This is a genomic window from Erwinia tasmaniensis Et1/99 (assembly GCF_000026185.1).
Lineage (GTDB): Bacteria > Pseudomonadota > Gammaproteobacteria > Enterobacterales > Enterobacteriaceae > Erwinia > Erwinia tasmaniensis.
The window spans coordinates 199,495-218,312 of the sequence record NC_010694.1 but is presented as its reverse complement, the minus strand read 5'-3'; the positions used below and the strand labels follow the sequence as shown (position 1 = coordinate 218,312).

13 protein-coding genes, 4 tRNA genes, 3 rRNA genes and 1 riboswitch are annotated in these 18,818 nt (G+C 54.7%); of the genes, 6 read left to right on the top strand and 14 right to left on the bottom strand.

All coding sequences use genetic code 11. The features are described 5' to 3' along the window. Positions 1–27 precede the first annotated feature (27 nt). Entirely contained in the window at positions 28–366 is a 339-nt protein-coding gene (locus ETA_RS01970; RefSeq protein ID WP_012439948.1) for a DUF413 domain-containing protein, read from the bottom strand. Between the two features lie 120 nt (positions 367–486). Between ETA_RS01970 and hdfR the strand changes: the two genes are divergently transcribed. Continuing rightward, positions 487–1,314, top strand: a complete 828-nt coding sequence (gene hdfR / locus ETA_RS01965) for an HTH-type transcriptional regulator HdfR (RefSeq protein ID WP_012439947.1) — start codon at positions 487–489, stop codon at positions 1,312–1,314. A gap of 136 nt (positions 1,315–1,450) precedes the next feature. On the opposite strand, the gene ETA_RS01960 is transcribed toward hdfR, so the two are convergent. The 7 genes from ETA_RS01960 to ETA_RS01930 form a co-directional block, all read right to left on the bottom strand. Further along, a tRNA-Trp gene (locus tag ETA_RS01960) sits at positions 1,451–1,526 on the bottom strand. A gap of 7 nt (positions 1,527–1,533) precedes the next feature. Further along, positions 1,534–1,610, bottom strand: a tRNA-Asp gene (locus ETA_RS01955). 100 nt (positions 1,611–1,710) lie between these two features. Beyond that, positions 1,711–1,826, bottom strand: a 5S ribosomal RNA gene (gene rrf, locus ETA_RS01950). A 208-nt stretch (positions 1,827–2,034) separates the two neighbouring features. Beyond that, a 23S ribosomal RNA gene (locus ETA_RS01945) occupies positions 2,035–4,941 on the bottom strand. 206 nt (positions 4,942–5,147) lie between these two features. Continuing rightward, positions 5,148–5,223: transfer RNA gene (locus tag ETA_RS01940), tRNA-Ala, on the bottom strand. Positions 5,224–5,371: 148 nt separating this feature from the next. Beyond that, positions 5,372–5,448: transfer RNA gene (locus ETA_RS01935), tRNA-Ile, on the bottom strand. A 73-nt stretch (positions 5,449–5,521) separates the two neighbouring features. Further along, a 16S ribosomal RNA gene (locus ETA_RS01930) occupies positions 5,522–7,061 on the bottom strand. The 16S, 23S and 5S rRNA genes sit together here with 4 tRNA genes alongside, the layout of an rRNA operon. 624 nt (positions 7,062–7,685) lie before the next feature. Between ETA_RS01930 and purH the strand changes: the two genes are divergently transcribed. Continuing rightward, positions 7,686–9,275 (top strand): bifunctional phosphoribosylaminoimidazolecarboxamide formyltransferase/IMP cyclohydrolase, encoded by a 1,590-nt coding sequence (gene purH / locus ETA_RS01920; RefSeq protein ID WP_012439946.1) that lies wholly within the window; start codon positions 7,686–7,688, stop codon positions 9,273–9,275. A 14-nt stretch (positions 9,276–9,289) separates the two neighbouring features. Next, complete coding sequence (gene purD / locus ETA_RS01915; protein ID WP_012439945.1) at positions 9,290–10,570, top strand: phosphoribosylamine--glycine ligase; 1,281 nt, start codon at positions 9,290–9,292, stop codon at positions 10,568–10,570. Between the two features lie 74 nt (positions 10,571–10,644). Here purD and ETA_RS01910 read toward each other — a convergent pair whose 3' ends face one another. The 6 genes from ETA_RS01910 to nudC form a co-directional block, all read right to left on the bottom strand. Continuing rightward, complete coding sequence (locus ETA_RS01910) at positions 10,645–11,307, bottom strand: DUF1481 domain-containing protein (protein WP_049778735.1); 663 nt, start codon at positions 11,305–11,307, stop codon at positions 10,645–10,647. Between the two features lie 140 nt (positions 11,308–11,447). Next, positions 11,448–11,720 carry a nucleoid-associated protein HU-alpha gene (gene hupA / locus ETA_RS01905; protein WP_002438605.1) on the bottom strand — a complete coding sequence of 91 codons (273 nt, stop codon included), beginning with the start codon at positions 11,718–11,720 and terminating at the stop codon, positions 11,448–11,450. A 188-nt stretch (positions 11,721–11,908) separates the two neighbouring features. Next, entirely contained in the window at positions 11,909–12,499 is a 591-nt protein-coding gene (locus ETA_RS01900; protein WP_012439943.1) for a YjaG family protein, read from the bottom strand. 65 nt (positions 12,500–12,564) lie between these two features. Beyond that, positions 12,565–13,230, bottom strand: coding sequence for a deoxyribonuclease V (nfi, locus tag ETA_RS01895; RefSeq protein WP_012439942.1), 666 nt, complete (start codon positions 13,228–13,230; stop codon positions 12,565–12,567). Between the two features lie 34 nt (positions 13,231–13,264). Then, positions 13,265–14,332 carry a uroporphyrinogen decarboxylase gene (hemE, locus tag ETA_RS01890; RefSeq protein WP_012439941.1) on the bottom strand — a complete coding sequence of 356 codons (1,068 nt, stop codon included), beginning with the start codon at positions 14,330–14,332 and terminating at the stop codon, positions 13,265–13,267. A gap of 192 nt (positions 14,333–14,524) precedes the next feature. Next, the gene (gene nudC, locus ETA_RS01885) at positions 14,525–15,310 is read right to left on the bottom strand and encodes an NAD(+) diphosphatase (RefSeq protein WP_012439940.1); all 786 of its coding nucleotides are present in this window, start codon (positions 15,308–15,310) and stop codon (positions 14,525–14,527) included. 71 nt (positions 15,311–15,381) lie between these two features. Between nudC and ETA_RS01880 the strand changes: the two genes are divergently transcribed. From ETA_RS01880 to thiE, 3 genes are all read left to right on the top strand, one after another. Beyond that, positions 15,382–15,888, top strand: coding sequence for an Rsd/AlgQ family anti-sigma factor (locus tag ETA_RS01880; protein ID WP_012439939.1), 507 nt, complete (start codon positions 15,382–15,384; stop codon positions 15,886–15,888). Between the two features lie 127 nt (positions 15,889–16,015). Next, positions 16,016–16,116: riboswitch (TPP riboswitch) on the top strand. Between the two features lie 90 nt (positions 16,117–16,206). Continuing rightward, positions 16,207–18,141, top strand: coding sequence for a phosphomethylpyrimidine synthase ThiC (gene thiC / locus ETA_RS01875; protein WP_012439938.1), 1,935 nt, complete (start codon positions 16,207–16,209; stop codon positions 18,139–18,141). Next, entirely contained in the window at positions 18,138–18,782 is a 645-nt protein-coding gene (gene thiE, locus ETA_RS01870) for a thiamine phosphate synthase (RefSeq protein WP_012439937.1), read from the top strand. The genes thiC and thiE overlap by 4 nt, the downstream gene beginning before the upstream one ends. The last annotated feature ends 36 nt before the right edge of the window (positions 18,783–18,818 follow it).

The window sequence follows — 18,818 nt, the reverse complement described above, 5'->3', positions numbered from 1 at the left end:
TAAAAAAAGGGCCGAAGCCCTTTATTTCTAATCATCACTGTCCGAATAGTCCTCAACACCTTCCATCTGCGGTTTGCCGCCGGAAAGAGTATGAAAACGTTTGGGGCGTTTAATCCGGGTCATATATTTTGACCACACCTTTTCCGCTTCGGTTTGCGGCTCACGTACACCACGGCATACCTCAATAAACAGATGCTCTTCTTCCGTAGTGGGTTGACGCTTTGCGAGATCCAGCTCGTTGAAAGCGTAACCATAACGCTCAAGAAGTTGAGCTTCTTTGATAGTAAAATCGCCGTGACGTGAGAAGCCGCGAGGGTAATGTTTGTTATCAAAAAAACGATTTGTTGTTGCGAAGCTTTCCGCCATTTACACGCTCCTGACTCTTCTATGGCCGTGCTATTTATGGCGCGGAGTATTCGATAGGCTTGACAGAGTGTAAAACAAAACATTTAAATCATGACGATAAATGTTTTTTAGGAGTTGGATGTGGATACAGAATTACTGAAAACCTTTCTTGAAGTGAGCAGAACACGACACTTTGGACGCGCTGCCGAAGCGCTCTACCTCACTCAATCAGCTGTGAGTTTTCGCATCAGGCAGCTTGAAAATCAGCTGGGAGTGAATCTGTTTACACGTCACCGTAACAACATCAGACTGACGTCCGCAGGCGAACGCTTGCTGCCCTATGCGGAAAAATTGATAAACACCTGGCTGATGGCAAAAAAAGAGGTGGCGCATACCCAGCAGCATCATGAGCTATCGATAGGGGCCAGTGCCTCTCTGTGGGAAGCATATCTCACCCCCTGGCTACAGACACTGTATGAAAAGCACGAGAATTTACATATTGAGGCGCGTGTGGCACAGCGGAATTTGCTGATTAACCAACTTCATGAACGTCATCTTGATCTTCTGATTACGACTGAAGCGCCAAAAATGGACGAGCTGGCCAGCCAGCAAATAGGCCATATCTCACTGTCGCTATTTCGGTCGCGAAAATTCAATAAAAAAGATAAATATCAATATATTAAAATAGAGTGGGGGGCTGATTTTCACCAGCACGAAAGCTTTCTTGCTGGGGCTGATGATGTGCCGGTACTAACCACGACATCGGCACATTTAACCCGCCAGCTGCTTAACACCACAGGAGCCTGCGCATTTTTGCCGGAGTTCTGGGGAAAAGAGTATAGCGATCTTGTGGTTATTCCTGATACGGCTGTGGCTTCCAGACCACTGTATGCAGTATGGCTGGAGAGCAGCGATCGGCAAGTGCAAATCAGTCAGCTGCTTAAGTTTCCGGTAAATGCTCACACATAGACGGCAGGAAAAGAATATCGGGGTCAGATTGCTGGCCCTTTTTTTACAAAACACTGTCTGAAATGATGAGTCGTGGCGGGTAAAAGTGGATTTTTGGGCAAAAAAAAACCTTGCCGAAGCAAGGTTTTTCTTATTTTGGCAGGGGCGGAGAGACTCGAACTCCCAACACCCGGTTTTGGAGACCGGTGCTCTACCAATTGAACTACGCCCCTAAAAGGGTGGCGGAACGGACGGGGCTCGAACCCGCGACCCCCTGCGTGACAGGCAGGTATTCTAACCAACTGAACTACCGCTCCACCGATTCTGTACTGATATCAGAAAACGTCTGATTTCAGGTGTATCACCTTTACCTTGTCAGGGGTAAAGTCACGACCAGATAACTGGTCTTAATTTGATGCCTGGCAGTTCCCTACTCTCGCATGGGGAGACCCCACACTACCATCGGCGCTACGGCGTTTCACTTCTGAGTTCGGCATGGGGTCAGGTGGGACCACCGCGCTAAAGCCGCCAGGCAAATTCTTTGTGCTCTGTCCTGTGTCTTTTGCGCTGATGCCGCGTTGGCCGCCCTCGCGTCACTCTGTCACATACTGATGTATGCTCCTTCATGCCGTCTCGGTTGCCGCCTTGCCTCAGCGCAAAATCCTTCGGACTCGATTCCGGTGAACAAGCTGAAAATATCTTTACGTCTCTCAACACAACCCAGAACGCTTCTGGCGTTGTAAGGTTAAGCCTCACGGGTCATTAGTACCGGTTAGCTCAACGCATCGCTGCGCTTACACACCCGGCCTATCAACGTCGTAGTCTTCAACGTCCCTTCAGGACTCTCAAGGAGTCAGGGAAGATTCATCTCGAGGCAAGTTTCGCGCTTAGATGCTTTCAGCGCTTATCTTTTCCGCACTTAGCTACCGGGCAATGCCATTGGCATGACAACCCGAACACCAGCGGTGCGTTCACTCCGGTCCTCTCGTACTAGGAGCAACCCCTCTCAATCTTCCAGCGCCCACGGCAGATAGGGACCGAACTGTCTCACGACGTTCTAAACCCAGCTCGCGTACCACTTTAAACGGCGAACAGCCGTACCCTTGGGACCTACTTCAGCCCCAGGATGTGATGAGCCGACATCGAGGTGCCAAACACCGCCGTCGATATGAACTCTTGGGCGGTATCAGCCTGTTATCCCCGGAGTACCTTTTATCCGTTGAGCGATGGCCCTTCCATTCAGAACCACCGGATCACTATGACCTGCTTTCGCACCTGCTCGAGCCGTCACTCTCGCAGTCAAGCCAGCTTATGCCATTGCACTAACCTCACGATGTCCGACCGTGATTAGCTGACCTTCGTGCTCCTCCGTTACTCTTTAGGAGGAGACCGCCCCAGTCAAACTACCCACCAGACACTGTCCCCACGCCGGATCACGGCGCCAGGTTAGAACATCAAACGTTAAAGGGTGGTATTTCAAGGTTGGCTCCACGCAGACTGGCGTCCACGCTTCGAAGCCTCCCACCTATCCTACACATCAAGGCTCAATGTTCAGTGTCAAGCTGTAGTAAAGGTTCACGGGGTCTTTCCGTCTTGCCGCGGGTACACTGCATCTTCACAGCGAGTTCAATTTCACTGAGTCTCGGGTGGAGACAGCCTGGCCATCATTACGCCATTCGTGCAGGTCGGAACTTACCCGACAAGGAATTTCGCTACCTTAGGACCGTTATAGTTACGGCCGCCGTTTACCGGGGCTTCGATCAAGAGCTTCTCCTTGCGGATAACCCCATCAATTAACCTTCCGGCACCGGGCAGGCGTCACACCGTATACGTCCACTTTCGTGTTTGCACAGTGCTGTGTTTTTAATAAACAGTTGCAGCCAGCTGGTATCTTCGACTGGCTTCGGCTCCACGAGCTTGTCGCTTCACCTACGCGCCAGCGTGCCTTCTCCCGAAGTTACGGCACCATTTTGCCTAGTTCCTTCACCCGAGTTCTCTCAAGCGCCTTGGTATTCTCTACCTGACCACCTGTGTCGGTTTGGGGTACGATTGGTCGTTACCTGATGCTTAGAGGCTTTTCCTGGAAGCAGGGCATTTGTTACTTCAGCACCGTAGTGCCTCGTCATCACGCCTCAGCCTTAAAGAGTTCCGGATTTGCCTGGAACTCAAGCCTACACGCTTAAACCGGGACAACCGTCGCCCGGCTAACATAGCCTTCTCCGTCCCCCCTTCGCAGTAACGCCCAGTACGGGAATATTAACCCGTTTCCCATCGACTACGCCTTTCGGCCTCGCCTTAGGGGTCGACTCACCCTGCCCCGATTAACGTTGGACAGGAACCCTTGGTCTTCCGGCGAGCGGGCTTTTCACCCGCTTTATCGTTACTTATGTCAGCATTCGCACTTCTGATACCTCCAGCATGCCTCACAGCACACCTTCGACGGCTTACAGAACGCTCCCCTACCCAACAACGCATAAGCGTCGCTGCCGCAGCTTCGGTGCATGGTTTAGCCCCGTTACATCTTCCGCGCAGGCCGACTCGACCAGTGAGCTATTACGCTTTCTTTAAATGATGGCTGCTTCTAAGCCAACATCCTGGCTGTCTGTGCCTTCCCACATCGTTTCCCACTTAACCATGACTTTGGGACCTTAGCTGGCGGTCTGGGTTGTTTCCCTCTTCACGACGGACGTTAGCACCCGCCGTGTGTCTCCCGTGATAACATTCTCCGGTATTCGCAGTTTGCATCGGGTTGGTAAGCCGGGATGGCCCCCTAGCCGAAACAGTGCTCTACCCCCGGAGATGAGTTCACGAGGCGCTACCTAAATAGCTTTCGGGGAGAACCAGCTATCTCCCGGTTTGATTGGCCTTTCACCCCCAGCCACAGGTCATCCGCTAATTTTTCAACATTAGTCGGTTCGGTCCTCCAGTTAGTGTTACCCAACCTTCAACCTGCCCATGGCTAGATCACCGGGTTTCGGGTCTATACCCTGCAACTTAACGCCCAGTTAAGACTCGGTTTCCCTGCGGCTCCCCTATACGGTTAACCTTGCTACAGAATATAAGTCGCTGACCCATTATACAAAAGGTACGCAGTCACACCACGAAGGTGCTCCCACTGCTTGTACGTACACGGTTTCAGGTTCTGTTTCACTCCCCTCGCCGGGGTTCTTTTCGCCTTTCCCTCACGGTACTGGTTCACTATCGGTCAGTCAGGAGTATTTAGCCTTGGAGGATGGTCCCCCCATATTCAGACAGGATGTCACGTGTCCCGCCCTACTCATCGAACTCACAGCAAGTGCATTTTTGTGTACGGGGCTGTCACCCTTTACTGCGCGACTTTCCAGACGCTTCCACTAATGCACAAACTGATTCAGGTTCTGGGCTGTTCCCCGTTCGCTCGCCGCTACTGGGGGAATCTCGGTTGATTTCTTTTCCTCGGGGTACTTAGATGTTTCAGTTCCCCCGGTTCGCCTCATGCCACTATGTATTCATGACATGATAGTGCAACGGATTGCACTGGGTTTCCCCATTCGGGTATCGTCGGTTGTTGCGGTTCATATCACCTTACCGACGCTTATCGCAGATTAGCACGCCCTTCATCGCCTCTGACTGCCTAGGCATCCACCGTGTACGCTTAGTCGCTTAACCTCACAACCCACAAGCGTCCCGAAAGACGTGTGTCGGTCGTAAGCATTTGAGAGACTCGAACGTATCGTTGATTTCATTCTTATTACGGAGAATGAATACGACACGTCGTTTCAATTTTCAGCTTGTTCCGGATTATTAAAGAGCATAATACTTCGCAGCATACTGTTAGACAGTATGCTCTGAAGTATTGAAATAGAAAAACCATATGGTGGAGCTAAGCGGGATCGAACCGCTGACCTCCTGCGTGCAAGGCAGGCGCTCTCCCAGCTGAGCTATAGCCCCATACGGTCTTACAGAAACCTTTTTCTACCAGGAGTCACATTGTTTTTCGTTAATAAAAACAATGTAATTCGTGCTCAGGCAAGGCATGTATGAGGGAAGTTTACTTAGAGTAAACGACCGAGTACATAACGCCGCATGAGTGCGAATTTGGTAGGCCTGAGTGGACTTGAACCACCGACCTCACCCTTATCAGGGGTGCGCTCTAACCACCTGAGCTACAAGCCTGTAGAGGTTTTTCTGCTCGTTACTTTTTCATCAGACAATCTGTGTGGACACTGCGCCGGAAGGTATCTTCAGGTAAGGAGGTGATCCAACCGCAGGTTCCCCTACGGTTACCTTGTTACGACTTCACCCCAGTCATGAATCACAAAGTGGTAAGCGCCCTCCCGAAGGTTAAGCTACCTACTTCTTTTGCAACCCACTCCCATGGTGTGACGGGCGGTGTGTACAAGGCCCGGGAACGTATTCACCGTAGCATTCTGATCTACGATTACTAGCGATTCCGACTTCACGGAGTCGAGTTGCAGACTCCGATCCGGACTACGACGCACTTTATGAGGTCCGCTTGCTCTCGCGAGGTCGCTTCTCTTTGTATGCGCCATTGTAGCACGTGTGTAGCCCTGGCCGTAAGGGCCATGATGACTTGACGTCATCCCCACCTTCCTCCGGTTTATCACCGGCAGTCTCCTTTGAGTTCCCGACCGAATCGCTGGCAACAAAGGATAAGGGTTGCGCTCGTTGCGGGACTTAACCCAACATTTCACAACACGAGCTGACGACAGCCATGCAGCACCTGTCTCACGGTTCCCGAAGGCACTAAGGCATCTCTGCCGAATTCCGTGGATGTCAAGGCCAGGTAAGGTTCTTCGCGTTGCATCGAATTAAACCACATGCTCCACCGCTTGTGCGGGCCCCCGTCAATTCATTTGAGTTTTAACCTTGCGGCCGTACTCCCCAGGCGGTCGACTTAACGCGTTAGCTCCGGAAGCCACTCCTCAAGGGAACAGCCTCCAAGTCGACATCGTTTACGGCGTGGACTACCAGGGTATCTAATCCTGTTTGCTCCCCACGCTTTCGCACCTGAGCGTCAGTCTTTGTCCAGGGGGCCGCCTTCGCCACCGGTATTCCTCCAGATCTCTACGCATTTCACCGCTACACCTGGAATTCTACCCCCCTCTACAAGACTCTAGCCTGCCAGTTTCGAATGCAGTTCCCGGGTTGAGCCCGGGGATTTCACATCCGACTTGACAGACCGCCTGCGTGCGCTTTACGCCCAGTAATTCCGATTAACGCTTGCACCCTCCGTATTACCGCGGCTGCTGGCACGGAGTTAGCCGGTGCTTCTTCTGCGGGTAACGTCAATCGACGGGGTTATTAACCCCATCGCCTTCCTCCCCGCTGAAAGTACTTTACAACCCGAAGGCCTTCTTCATACACGCGGCATGGCTGCATCAGGCTTGCGCCCATTGTGCAATATTCCCCACTGCTGCCTCCCGTAGGAGTCTGGACCGTGTCTCAGTTCCAGTGTGGCTGGTCATCCTCTCAGACCAGCTAGGGATCGTCGCCTAGGTGAGCCGTTACCCCACCTACTAGCTAATCCCATCTGGGCACATCCGATGGCGTGAGGCCCGAAGGTCCCCCACTTTGGTCCGTAGACGTTATGCGGTATTAGCTACCGTTTCCAGTAGTTATCCCCCTCCATCGGGCAGTTTCCCAGACATTACTCACCCGTCCGCCACTCGTCACCCAAGAGCAAGCTCTCTGTGCTACCGTTCGACTTGCATGTGTTAGGCCTGCCGCCAGCGTTCAATCTGAGCCATGATCAAACTCTTCAATTAAAAGTTCGATTTGCTGAAACAAGTTCAGCGATGCTCAATCGTAAAACGTCATAATGAATGTCATTATGTGTTCACTCATGAGGCTTGATATTTTTTTTGACACCCGGAGGTGTCTGATATCAATCCTGCGAGTGCCCACACAGATTGTCTGATAAATTGTTAAAGAGCGGTGCGAACAGTGCCGGAGCTTCCTGTCGCGAGGTGGCGTATACTACGCTTTCCTCCTTCGGAGTCAACCTCTTTTTGAGAAGTTTTTCCGGCGGTTCAGAACTTCCTGAACCTCTCAACACGCCGGCCTGTAAGCCGTTGTTCCGTGTCGATGGAGGCGCATTATAGGGAGTTCTCGGCGGCTGACAAGGGTTAAATGACACTAATTTGACTGACTGCTGCAATCCCCAGCAAAACCCCACCTTATACCCAGTTATACACAAACTTATCCACATTGCTTGCATTGCGGCAATTTTGACGAGCATCGCGCAAACGTTTTCGCTACAATGCCCGCGCATAGAATCAGCCCCCTTCAGGGGCGTTATCTGAAACTTATCTTCTCCTATATATAGAAGAAAATAACTAAGCTTCATATAACGCTCTTTATATGCGATCCAAAGCCAAGGGATAAACCTCATGCAACAACATCGTCCTGTACGCCGCGCGCTGCTCAGCGTGTCTGACAAAGCCGGTATCCTCGAATTCGCACAGGCGCTTTCCCAGCGCGGCGTCGAGCTGCTCTCCACCGGAGGGACTGCCCGCCTGCTGGCTGATGCCGGTCTGCCCGTTACTGAAGTGTCTGACTACACCGGTTTTCCGGAAATGATGGATGGACGCGTTAAAACGTTACACCCGAAAGTGCATGGCGGCATTTTAGGACGCCGCGGCCAGGACGATGCCATCATGACCGAACACGGCATCTCGCCGATTGATATGGTGGTCGTTAACCTTTATCCCTTCGCACAAACCGTGTCCCGCGCGGACTGCTCGCTGGAAGATGCGGTTGAGAACATCGATATCGGTGGTCCAACGATGGTGCGCTCTGCTGCCAAGAATCATAAGGACGTGGCTATCGTGGTGAAGAGCAGCGATTATCAGGCCATCATTGCGGAGCTAGACGCCAATGAATGTTCACTAACGCTGGCAACCCGCTTCGACCTGGCGATCAAAGCGTTTGAACATACTGCGGCCTACGACAGTATGATTGCCAACTACTTCGGCAGTATGGTTCCCGCCTACCACGGTGAAACAACTGAACCCGCCGGTCGCTTCCCGCGCACGCTGAATCTGAACTTCATTAAGAAGCAGGATATGCGTTACGGCGAAAACAGCCATCAGCAGGCTGCCTTCTATATAGAAGAGCATGTCGGTGAAGCATCCGTTGCCACTGCGCAGCAGGTTCAGGGCAAAGCCCTCTCGTATAACAACATCGCCGATACCGATGCGGCGCTGGAATGCGTCAAAGAGTTCGACCAGCCGGCCTGCGTCATCGTCAAGCATGCCAACCCCTGCGGCGTGGCCACCGGCAGCGCCATCATTGAAGCCTACGAGCGGGCTTATCAAACCGACCCGACTTCTGCTTTCGGCGGCATTATCGCATTTAACCGTGAGCTGGACGAAGCCACCGCACGGGCGATTATCAGCCGCCAGTTCGTCGAGGTGATTATTGCGCCTTCCGCCAGCGATGCTGCGCTAAAGATCACCGCCGCGAAGCAGAACGTGCGCGTGCTGACCTGCGGCCAGTGGCAACAGCGGCAGACGGGCCTCGACTTCAAGCGAGTCAACGGTGGCCTACTGGTGCAGGACCGCGATCTCGGCATGGTGAGTGACAGCCAGCTGCGTGTTGTCAGCAAGCGCCAGCCGAGCGAGCAGGAGCTGCGTGACGCGCTGTTCTGCTGGAAAGTGGCTAAGTTTGTCAAATCAAACGCCATTGTCTATGCACGTGACAATATGACCATCGGCATAGGCGCCGGTCAGATGAGCCGCGTGTATTCTGCTAAAATCGCCGCTATCAAAGCCGCCGATGAAGGTCTGGAAGTGACAGGTTCGTCGATGGCCTCTGACGCCTTCTTCCCGTTCCGTGACGGTATTGATGCCGCCGCCGCCGTTGGCATTACCTGCGTGATCCAGCCAGGCGGTTCGATTCGCGATGATGAAGTGATTGCGGCAGCAGATGAGCACGGCATTGCCATGATCTTCACCGGCATGCGTCACTTCCGCCATTAATTACGGAGTCCCAAATGAAAATTTTAGTGATTGGTAACGGTGGCCGTGAGCACGCGTTAGCCTGGAAAGCCGCTCAGTCTCCGCTGGCGGATCGTGTCTTTGTTGCTCCAGGCAATGCAGGCACCGCGCTGGAGCCTGCATTACAGAACGTGGCGATCGCCCCCACCGATATTCAGGGGCTGCTGAACTTTGCCCTGAATGAAAAAATCGACCTGACGATTGTTGGCCCGGAAGCGCCGCTGGTTATCGGCGTAGTGGACGCATTCCGCAGCGCCGGGCTGAAGATCTTCGGCCCAACCCAGGCAGCCGCGCAACTGGAAGGGTCTAAAGCCTTTACCAAAGACTTCCTCGCCCGTCATCAGATCCCAACGGCTGAATATCAGAATTTCACCGAGGTTGAGCCGGCTCTTGCCTACGTTCGTGAGAAAGGCGCACCGATTGTGATTAAGGCCGATGGCCTGGCCGCCGGTAAAGGGGTGATCGTCGCCATGACGCAGCAGGAAGCGGAAGACGCCATCGAGGATATGCTGGCAGGTAACGCCTTCGGCGATGCGGGCCACCGCATCGTGGTGGAAGAGTTCCTTGACGGCGAAGAGGCCAGCTTTATTGTCATGGTGGATGGCGAAAACGTGCTGCCAATGGCCACCAGCCAGGATCATAAGCGCGTGGGCGATGGCGATACCGGCCCGAACACCGGCGGGATGGGAGCCTACTCCCCGGCACCGGTGGTCACTGACGAAATCCATCAGCGGGTCATGGACGAAGTCATCTGGCCAACCGTGCGCGGTATGGCTGACGAAGGCAATGTCTATACCGGGTTCCTGTACGCCGGTTTGATGATCGATAAACGCGGTCAGCCAAAGGTGATCGAATTTAACTGCCGCTTCGGCGATCCGGAAACCCAGCCGATCATGCTGCGTCTGCAGTCCGATCTGGTCGATCTCTGTCTGGCCGCCGTAGACGGCAAATTGGATCAGAAAGACTCCGTCTGGGATCCGCGTCCTGCACTGGGCGTGGTACTGGCAGCCGGTGGCTATCCGGGAGACTACGTTAACGGCGAACAGATCCACGGCCTGCCTGTAGAAGAAGTGGCAGACGGGAAAGTGTTTCACGCGGGCACCGCGCTTGAGGGCGATCGGGTCGTGACCAACGGCGGCCGCGTGCTGTGCGTCACGGCGCTGGGTGAAAACGTTGCCGCAGCACAGCAGCGCGCTTACCAGCTGACCAAGCCGATTTCATGGAATGGCAGCTTCTGCCGCTCCGATATCGGCTATCGCGCCATTAATCGTCAGTAGCAGTACGGGCGAGCCCGTGTTGTTGCATTAAAGGGGCTGGCACAGGGGCGATCTTCGATCGCCCTTTTTTACGCTCAAAAATCATCTTCTTTTGGCGCGCTTTGGCACAGGCTGGTAGCGCTGATCGTCAGCAGCTCCGTGCCGGCGGGTGCCTCCAGCCACGCGATGTCAGGTAGGCCAGGTACGTCGCGCTGCTGGCGGGCGATATGCCCCAGCTCTGTGCTTTCCAGTTCGGGCCGCACCCGCACCCCCTGGCAATTGATAACTGAACCATCCGGCTGCCATGTGCCCTGTTTGAGTAAAACGCGCCCCGACAGCAGGTCATCGCTTATTTGCAGCATACGCTGACCATCAAACTGATACAGCGCAACCGCATCAGCCGAGAGCGCTTCGCGCTTTCCAGCAAGCTGGCGCTGCATAAAGCTGACATGACCCTCACGATCGAAACGTAGCGTCACATTATCAGGCTGACCTCCGCTCACATGACGCTCTATCGAGATCAGTTTCCCCTGTTGCCAGAGGTAGTCGCTGGTTTCCATCGCGGCACCGTTGAATGGCGTATAGGCGGTCATCAGGCGCACCTGCTGCTGCTGATTTTTACGCCAGATGCGCACGGCACCGCGATCGGCAAGATATCCGCTGGCAGTAAAGTCTGGGAGATCGGGATGCGAACCGCAGCCTGCTAACAGCATCAGCATGGCAAGGGGGATGTATCGGGTAAAAACGATTGGTTTCATCAGGATAGAAGTATCACAGCATCGTCGCCTCACGTCAGCGGCAGCCGTACCGGAGTCCATGGGAGCGAGGGTAAGAAAAATGAGCGAAACAAAGGGGGCAAAAGCGCCCCCTTGTTTAAACTTTTTTCACCGTCAGACGATTACTTAACAGCGTCTTTCAGAGCTTTACCAGATACGAATGCCGGCACGTTTGCAGCAGCAATTTTGATTTCTTTGCCAGTCTGTGGGTTGCGGCCAGTACGCTCAGCACGGTGATTAACTTTAAAAGTACCAAAACCAACCAGTTGTACAGCATCACCTTCTTTCAGAGACTCAGTAATCGCTGCCAGGGTGGATTCCAGTGCAGCTTTAGCCTGGGTCTTAGACAGGTCCGCTTTGTCCGCAATTACATCAATCAGTTGAGTCTTGTTCATAAGTTATCCTTACAGTGTAGTTATCGCTTGCTAAGCATCGAGTGCGAGGGAAAAACCAGATTCTGGCACTCTCCTGCATACACGCACCGATAGCAACATTTTTCAGCCCCACAAATGTAGACCAGACAGGGGGCGGATGTGAAGCCCAAAGGCGCTACAAATCAGACTTGAAGTCACGTTTTATCGTCTTACTGCTGAAAATTTATACCGATGTTACTTATCCCTGATTCTCGCAGGTCGGATCGCAGCCCCTTTATCAATTCTATATCACGCTCTTCACAGGCAGCGAGAAGCCGGAATATTTCCCATTGGATGTCCCATTCCTCTTCTACGGCGGGGTTGACCTTGAGCTCTTCTTCGGTCATTTCGCGACCGGCCTGGGTCATTTCCAGCATGGCAACGGTGGTGATCGACGCCTCACTAACGGCAATGGCGTGCGTCAAGGTTTCACCACTGAGGCGCGAGTGCAGCAGTTCGCTCAGCGCCACACAGGCATCAATCGCCGGGTAAACGCCGTACAGGTCGTAATCCTCTGCGGAGGGGATCGCCTCCTCCAGCTTCTCCAGCTGACTGTCGAAGTTCACCTTCGCATCTTTCACCACCAGCGTTTCCCACAGAAGGTCAAGAATACGGCGATACAGCTGGCCGTCGCCAAAACCCGTTTGCTGGCAAAATTCGCGATAATTGGGGGCCATACGTTCACACAGGCAGGCCATAAAAGTAACGTGCTGCCAGCTTTCGAGCTTTTCCAGCCGTAAATGAATCGGATTACGTAACATATCGGGATCTCAGAATGAATGCACTTGCCGCAGTGTACCTGAAAAGCCTCGAGGCAGCACGGTAGCTAACCGCGCAATAGCGGGTCAGAAGCCGGACGTCGTGAGGCGACCGCATCTGCCCAGCGCGTGGGTTCCGGCAAACGATAGCCAAGCAGGCATTTTTGCACCCAGTCCAGCGCCGTCGCCTGACTCACCCGGTGGCCTGGGGAGATAAACAGGGGATTGCAGCGTGCCTTGCTGCGCAATACCCATCCCAGCTGCCGATCCTTATCCATCAGAGGCTGACAGCTACCTGGAGCCGCATCGGGCGGCGTGAACTGACCACATAAGCGCTTCTTGGCCACGCCGATAGTCGGCACATCCACCAGCAGGCCGAAGTGGCTGGCAACGCCAAGACGGCGCGGGTGGGCGATACCATGACCATCCACCAGCAGCAGGTCAGGACGCTGCGCCAGCTGGCACCACGCGGTTTCAAGCGCGGGCATTTCGCGAAATGACAGAAACCCCGGGATATAGGGCATGGCGGTGGCAATACGCGCCACCTGATGTTCGATAAGTTGTAAGGAGGGGTACTCAAGGACGACCAGCGCGGCGCGCGTGACCTCGCCCCCCTGTTCGAACCCGACGTCGGCACCGCCGATAAAACGCGGCGGCATAATATCGAAATCATCCTGGGTCACAACCTCGGCGGCGCGCTGCCTCTGCTGGTCGCGTAATGCGGCAAGATCCATAGCGTCCCCTTAACTATTTTTATCCCAGGAGGCGTTACCCGAGATGGTAAGGACGTGAAAGCCTGTGCACCGCTTCAACAAATGCCCCCGCATGCTCTGGCGGCACATCCTGATGAATACCGTGGCCAAGGTTAAAGACATGCCCGTTGCCATGGCCATAGCCTTCAAGGATACCGGCGACCTCCTGCTCGATACGTGCAGGAGAAGCGTACAGCATGGACGGGTCCATATTGCCCTGCAATGCGACCCGGTCACCTACTCGACGGCGCGCGTCGGCGAGATCCGTGGTCCAGTCAAGCCCCAGCGCATCGCAGCCGGTGGCGGCCATTGCTTCCAGCCACTGCCCGCCGCCTTTGGTAAACAGCGTAACGGGCACACGGCGCCCATCGTTTTCACGCAGCAGGCCATCGACGATTTTATGCATGTAGTTAAGCGAGAATTCTAGGTAATCACGCCCGGTCAGCACGCCGCCCCAGGTATCAAAAATCATTACCGACTGTGCCCCGGCGCGGATTTGTGCGTTCAGGTAGAGCGTCACGCTGTCGGCCAGCTTATCCAGCATGAGATGCAGGGTTTGTGGTTCGGCGTACATCATCTTTTTCAGTTTGGTAAAGGCTTTGCTGCTGCCGCCTTCAACCATATAGGTTGCCAACGTCCACGGGCTGCCGGAGAAGCCGATCAGCGGCACTTCGCCGTTGAGGTTTTTACGGATGGTGCGCACCGCATTCATCACGTAGCCCAGCTCCTGCTCAGGATCGGGGATCGGCAGCTTTTCGACATCGGCACGGCAGGTGACAGGGGAGGAGAAGCGCGGGCCTTCACCCGTTTCGAAATAGAGCCCCAGCCCCATCGCATCGGGGATGGTCAGAATATCGGAGAACAGGATCGCCGCATCCAGCGCGTAGCGCCGTAGCGGTTGCAGCGTGACTTCACAGGCCAGTTCCGCATTTTTGCACAGCGACATAAAGTCACCGGCAACGGCGCGGGTGGCTTTGTATTCCGGCAGATAACGCCCGGCCTGGCGCATCATCCATACCGGTGTAACATCAACTGGCTGACGCAGCAGGGCGCGCAGATAACGATCGTTCTTCAGTTCACTCATCACAGGACTCTCTCTCCAATCAGGCCGGTAGTGTAACATTCATTGGAATTTGCGGTGGTTCAGCGCTTAAAAAAATGCCTGCCGTGTAACAGCCCATAGCCGTACCGTTACGCTGTTACATCGTGTTATCTGACCGCACACATTCGTCATTAAGAATGGAAAACCGACTAAAAAATCATGCATTTGTCTCTACTAACGTTCGCCGTTTTCCTCTTGCGCACGGCATAGCGCCACCGTATCTTCAATAAGGCGGCGTGCAACCGTACCGGCAGGCGGCAATAGCGGTAAGGCATCGTAGCGATACCAGCCGGCATCGATCAGCTCTTTCCGATCGATACTGATTTCGCCATCGTCATAGTCGGCCATAAACGCCACCATCAGCGACTGGGGAAAAGGCCAGGGCTGGGAGGTCACATAACGCAGGTTTTTAACTTTAATGCTGCTCTCCTCCATCACCTCGCGCGCCACGGTCTGCTCCAGGGTTTCACCCACTTCGACAAAGCCGGCGAGCACGGTATAGATCCCGTTACGATGGCGTGTGTGCTGCGCCAGCAGGATCTCCGCCCCCCGGCGAATCGCGACGATAATGCAGGGAGCAATTTGCGGATAGTAACGCTGGCGGCAGTGATGACATAAGCAGGCCCATTCCGTTCTGCTGTTGTGCATTTTATGCCCACAGTAGCCGCACCACTGGTGTGAGCGGAAAAACTCCGCCAGCTGGATACCGCGTCCGGCAAGGCGAAAAAGAGCGCTATCCCGATCGAGCAGCTGACGTAAAGATCCCATGTCATCAGGGCGCGATCCACGGATCAACCACACCGCTTCCCCCTGCCACTCGCCAATGCGCGATCCTGACGATCCCGCCAGTCCCAGCGAGGCGGCGTCACCATGCGGCAGCTCCCCTGCGGGCAACCAAATTTTATGTTCCTCGCTGACAACCCACCAGCCAGCGTCTATGCTTACGATTTCACGTTCCATAATTTGCTCATTATCCTCAGCTTAAAACTGGATTGAGGTCAGGGGTGAAAATAATATTCACGGAGTTATACATGCTTAACCAGTTAGACGTCCTCACCGCGCGCGTTGGCGGATGCAGTGACCTGGTAGACTTTTGTCTTCGTTCCCGCAGGCAGCTACTGGTTACGTATTATCAAATGGCTGGCATAAAGCCTAACAAGGAATCCTCCACCCCGCTTGATGAAAAAGCACTGGACGCCTTCTGCCAGAATCTGGTGGATTACCTTTCCAAAGGACATTTCACCCTGTATGAGCGCTTCATTCAGGAGCTGGAAGGGACTGAGCTGCTGGCAGCGGCGGCGCTGATTTATCCCTCTTTACAGGAAAATACCGCGCAGATTATGCAGCTGTACGATACGCATTTTGAGGCAGCCATCGACCATAATAGCGATCGCGGCTTTCAGCAGGCGCTCTCCGTGGTCGGTGAAGCCCTTGAGTCGCGCTTCACGCTTGAGGATAAATTTATTCAGCTGGCGCTAAAAAAAAATGCCGGGGTACAGCCCGCGGCTAACGATGCCTCCCTCGCCCGTCCGGCCTGAAGGATGAATTGACGGCGAATACCTTGTAGTTTTCAGAAAGCCCCTTTATGCTGAATGGGGTTAAGGTGAGCTTCCTTCACTTAATTTCAAGATTGAGGTTTCTGGCGTCGTAGCCAGGAAATCAGTCAATATCTTGTCGGAGTGCCCTTCGGGGCTGAGACCGTTAATTCGGGATCCGCGGAACCTGATCAGGTTAGTACCTGCGAAGGGAACAAGAGTAAATCAGTGTTGACGATGAAACATGCCGTTTTCGCATATCGTTTTCATTACTCCCGCCTCCAGGCAAGCCAATTTCCGCACCATTATCAGGAAGTTGCTATGTCTATCGTTGAAAAAAAAACCACCCGCCGTGAGCAACGCGCCCAGGCGCAGCAGTTTATCGACTCGTTGCAGGGCAGCGCTTTTCCCAATTCAAAACGTATTTGGCTGACCGGCTCACAGCCGGATATTCGCGTGCCGATGCGTGAAATCCAGCTTAGCCCTACCGTGACGGGCGGCAGCAAAGAGAACCCAACGCGGGTCGACAATGAGCCGGTGCCGGTCTATGACACCGCGGGCCCCTATGGTGACCCGGAGGCAATCATTGATGTTCATGCCGGGCTGGCCAAACTGCGCCATGACTGGATCGCTAATCGCGGCGATACGCAACAGATCGATGAACTTAGCTCGTCCTACACCCAGGAACGCCTGGCCGATGAAGGGCTGGACCATCTGCGTTTCGACAATCTGCCGCGTCCACGACGCGCGCGTGCCGGCCACTGCGTGACCCAAATGCACTATGCACGCCTTGGCGTGATCACGCCGGAAATGGAATTTATTGCCATCCGCGAGAATATGGGGCGCGAACGTATTCGCGGTGAGGTCCTGCTACAGCAGCATCCGGGTAACAGCTTTGGTGCCAGCCTGCCGCAAAACATCACTCCTGAATTTGTCCGCCAGGAAGTCGCCGCAGGGCGTGCCATTATTCCCGCCAATATCAACCACCCGGAATCAGAGCCGATGATTATTGGCCGTAATTTCCTGGTGAAAATTAATGCCAATATCGGTAACTCGGCGGTCAGTTCCTCTATCGAAGAGGAGGTTGAGAAGCTGGTCTGGTCGGCGCGCTGGGGTGCGGATACGGTAATGGACCTGTCTACCGGGCGTTACATTCATGAAACCCGCGAGTGGATACTGCGTAACAGCCCGGTTCCCATTGGTACGGTGCCAATCTATCAGGCGCTGGAAAAAGTCAACGGCGTGGCGGAAGACCTCAACTGGGAAATCTTCCGCGATACCCTGCTGGAACAGGCTGAACAGGGCGTCGACTACTTCACCATCCATGCCGGCGTGCTGCTGCGCTATGTGCCGATGACCGCTAAACGTCTGACCGGCATCGTGTCACGCGGCGGATCGATTATGGCGAAATGGTGCCTGTCACATCATCAGGAGAGTTTTCTCTATCTGCATTTCCGTGAAATCTGCGAAATCTGCGCCGCTTATGATGTCTCCCTGTCGCTCGGTGACGGCCTGCGCCCCGGCTCGATTCAGGATGCCAACGATGAGGCCCAGTTCGCCGAGCTGCGTACCTTGGGTGAACTGACCAAAATCGCCTGGGAATACGATGTGCAGGTGATGATTGAAGGCCCGGGCCATGTGCCGATGCAGATGATCCGCACCAACATGACCGAACAGCTGGAACACTGCCACGAAGCGCCTTTCTATACGCTCGGCCCGCTGACCACCGATATCGCCCCGGGTTACGATCACTTCACCTCCGGCATTGGGGCCGCGATGATTGGCTGGTTTGGCTGCGCCATGCTGTGCTACGTGACGCCTAAGGAACACCTTGGTCTGCCGAACAAAGAGGACGTCAAACAGGGGCTGATCACCTATAAAATCGCGGCGCACGCCGCCGACCTGGCTAAGGGTCATCCCGGCGCACAGATCCGCGATAACGCCATGTCAAAAGCGCGTTTTGAATTCCGTTGGGAAGATCAGTTTAACCTTGCGCTCGATCCGCATACCGCCCGCGCCTATCACGATGAAACCCTGCCACAGGAGTCCGGCAAAGTGGCGCACTTCTGTTCAATGTGCGGGCCGAAGTTCTGTTCCATGAAAATTACCCAGGAAGTGCGGGAATACGCGGCACGACAGGAAGCGGAAGCCAGGCCCGTCGAGATTGGCATGGCACAAATGTCGCATGAATTTCGTCACCGGGGAGGCGAGCTTTATCATCGCGCGGATAGCCTGATGACGGAGGAAAAAGAGTGAGCCGTGGCGCATTCCCAACCACCGCAGCGCGCCTGGGGCTTTATCCGGTCGTGGACAGCGTGGAATGGATAGCCCGCCTGCTGGACGCGGGCGTTCGCACCATTCAGCTGCGTATCAAGGACCGGACAGAGCAAGAGGTCGACGCACAGGTTGCCGAGGCGATAACCCTCGGCAAACGCTATCAGGCGCGGCTGTTTATCAACGACTACTGGCGGCTGGCCGTGAAGTATCAGGCATACGGCGTGCATCTGGGTCAGGGGGATCTCAACAGTGCCGATCTCGACGCTATCCACGCTGCCGGACTGCGTCTTGGGCTGTCGACCCATGATGACGCCGAGCTGGATCGTGCCCTGGCAGAGCGACCATCGTACGTCGCGCTGGGTCATGTATTTCCCACCCAGACCAAAGATATGCCCTCCGCTCCACAGGGGGTGGCGGCGCTGACGCGCTATGTGAAGCGGCTGCCGGGCATCTCTACCGTAGCAATTGGCGGCATCAGCCTGGAGCGTGCGCCTGCGGTTATGGCTAGCGGCGTGGGCAGTATTGCCGTGGTGAGCGCCATCACGCAAGCGCGCGACTGGCAGGCGGCAACGCGTCAACTGCTGGCGCTGGCTGAAGCGTCACGTCCGTCCAGGGTTTAGCCGCGCTCAGTGCGTAAGCACAGGCGATCTCTGGAA

Bases quoted from the DNA above. Each gene is read 5' to 3' on its own strand.
- ETA_RS01970 (WP_012439948.1), bottom strand. From the start codon at position 366: ATGGCGGAAAGCTTCGCAACAACAAATCGTTTTTTTGATAACAAACAT.
- purH (WP_012439946.1), top strand. From the start codon at position 7,686: ATGCAACAACATCGTCCTGTACGCCGCGCGCTGCTCAGCGTGTCTGAC.
- nfi (WP_012439942.1), bottom strand. From the start codon at position 13,230: ATGGATCTTGCCGCATTACGCGACCAGCAGAGGCAGCGCGCCGCCGAG.
- hemE (WP_012439941.1), bottom strand. From the start codon at position 14,332: ATGAGTGAACTGAAGAACGATCGTTATCTGCGCGCCCTGCTGCGTCAG.
- ETA_RS01900 (WP_012439943.1), bottom strand. From the start codon at position 12,499: ATGTTACGTAATCCGATTCATTTACGGCTGGAAAAGCTCGAAAGCTGG.
- thiC (WP_012439938.1), top strand. From the start codon at position 16,207: ATGTCTATCGTTGAAAAAAAAACCACCCGCCGTGAGCAACGCGCCCAG.
- hupA (WP_002438605.1), bottom strand. From the start codon at position 11,720: ATGAACAAGACTCAACTGATTGATGTAATTGCGGACAAAGCGGACCTG.
- purD (WP_012439945.1), top strand. From the start codon at position 9,290: ATGAAAATTTTAGTGATTGGTAACGGTGGCCGTGAGCACGCGTTAGCC.
- ETA_RS01910 (WP_049778735.1), bottom strand. From the start codon at position 11,307: ATGAAACCAATCGTTTTTACCCGATACATCCCCCTTGCCATGCTGATG.
- ETA_RS01880 (WP_012439939.1), top strand. From the start codon at position 15,382: ATGCTTAACCAGTTAGACGTCCTCACCGCGCGCGTTGGCGGATGCAGT.
- nudC (WP_012439940.1), bottom strand. From the start codon at position 15,310: ATGGAACGTGAAATCGTAAGCATAGACGCTGGCTGGTGGGTTGTCAGC.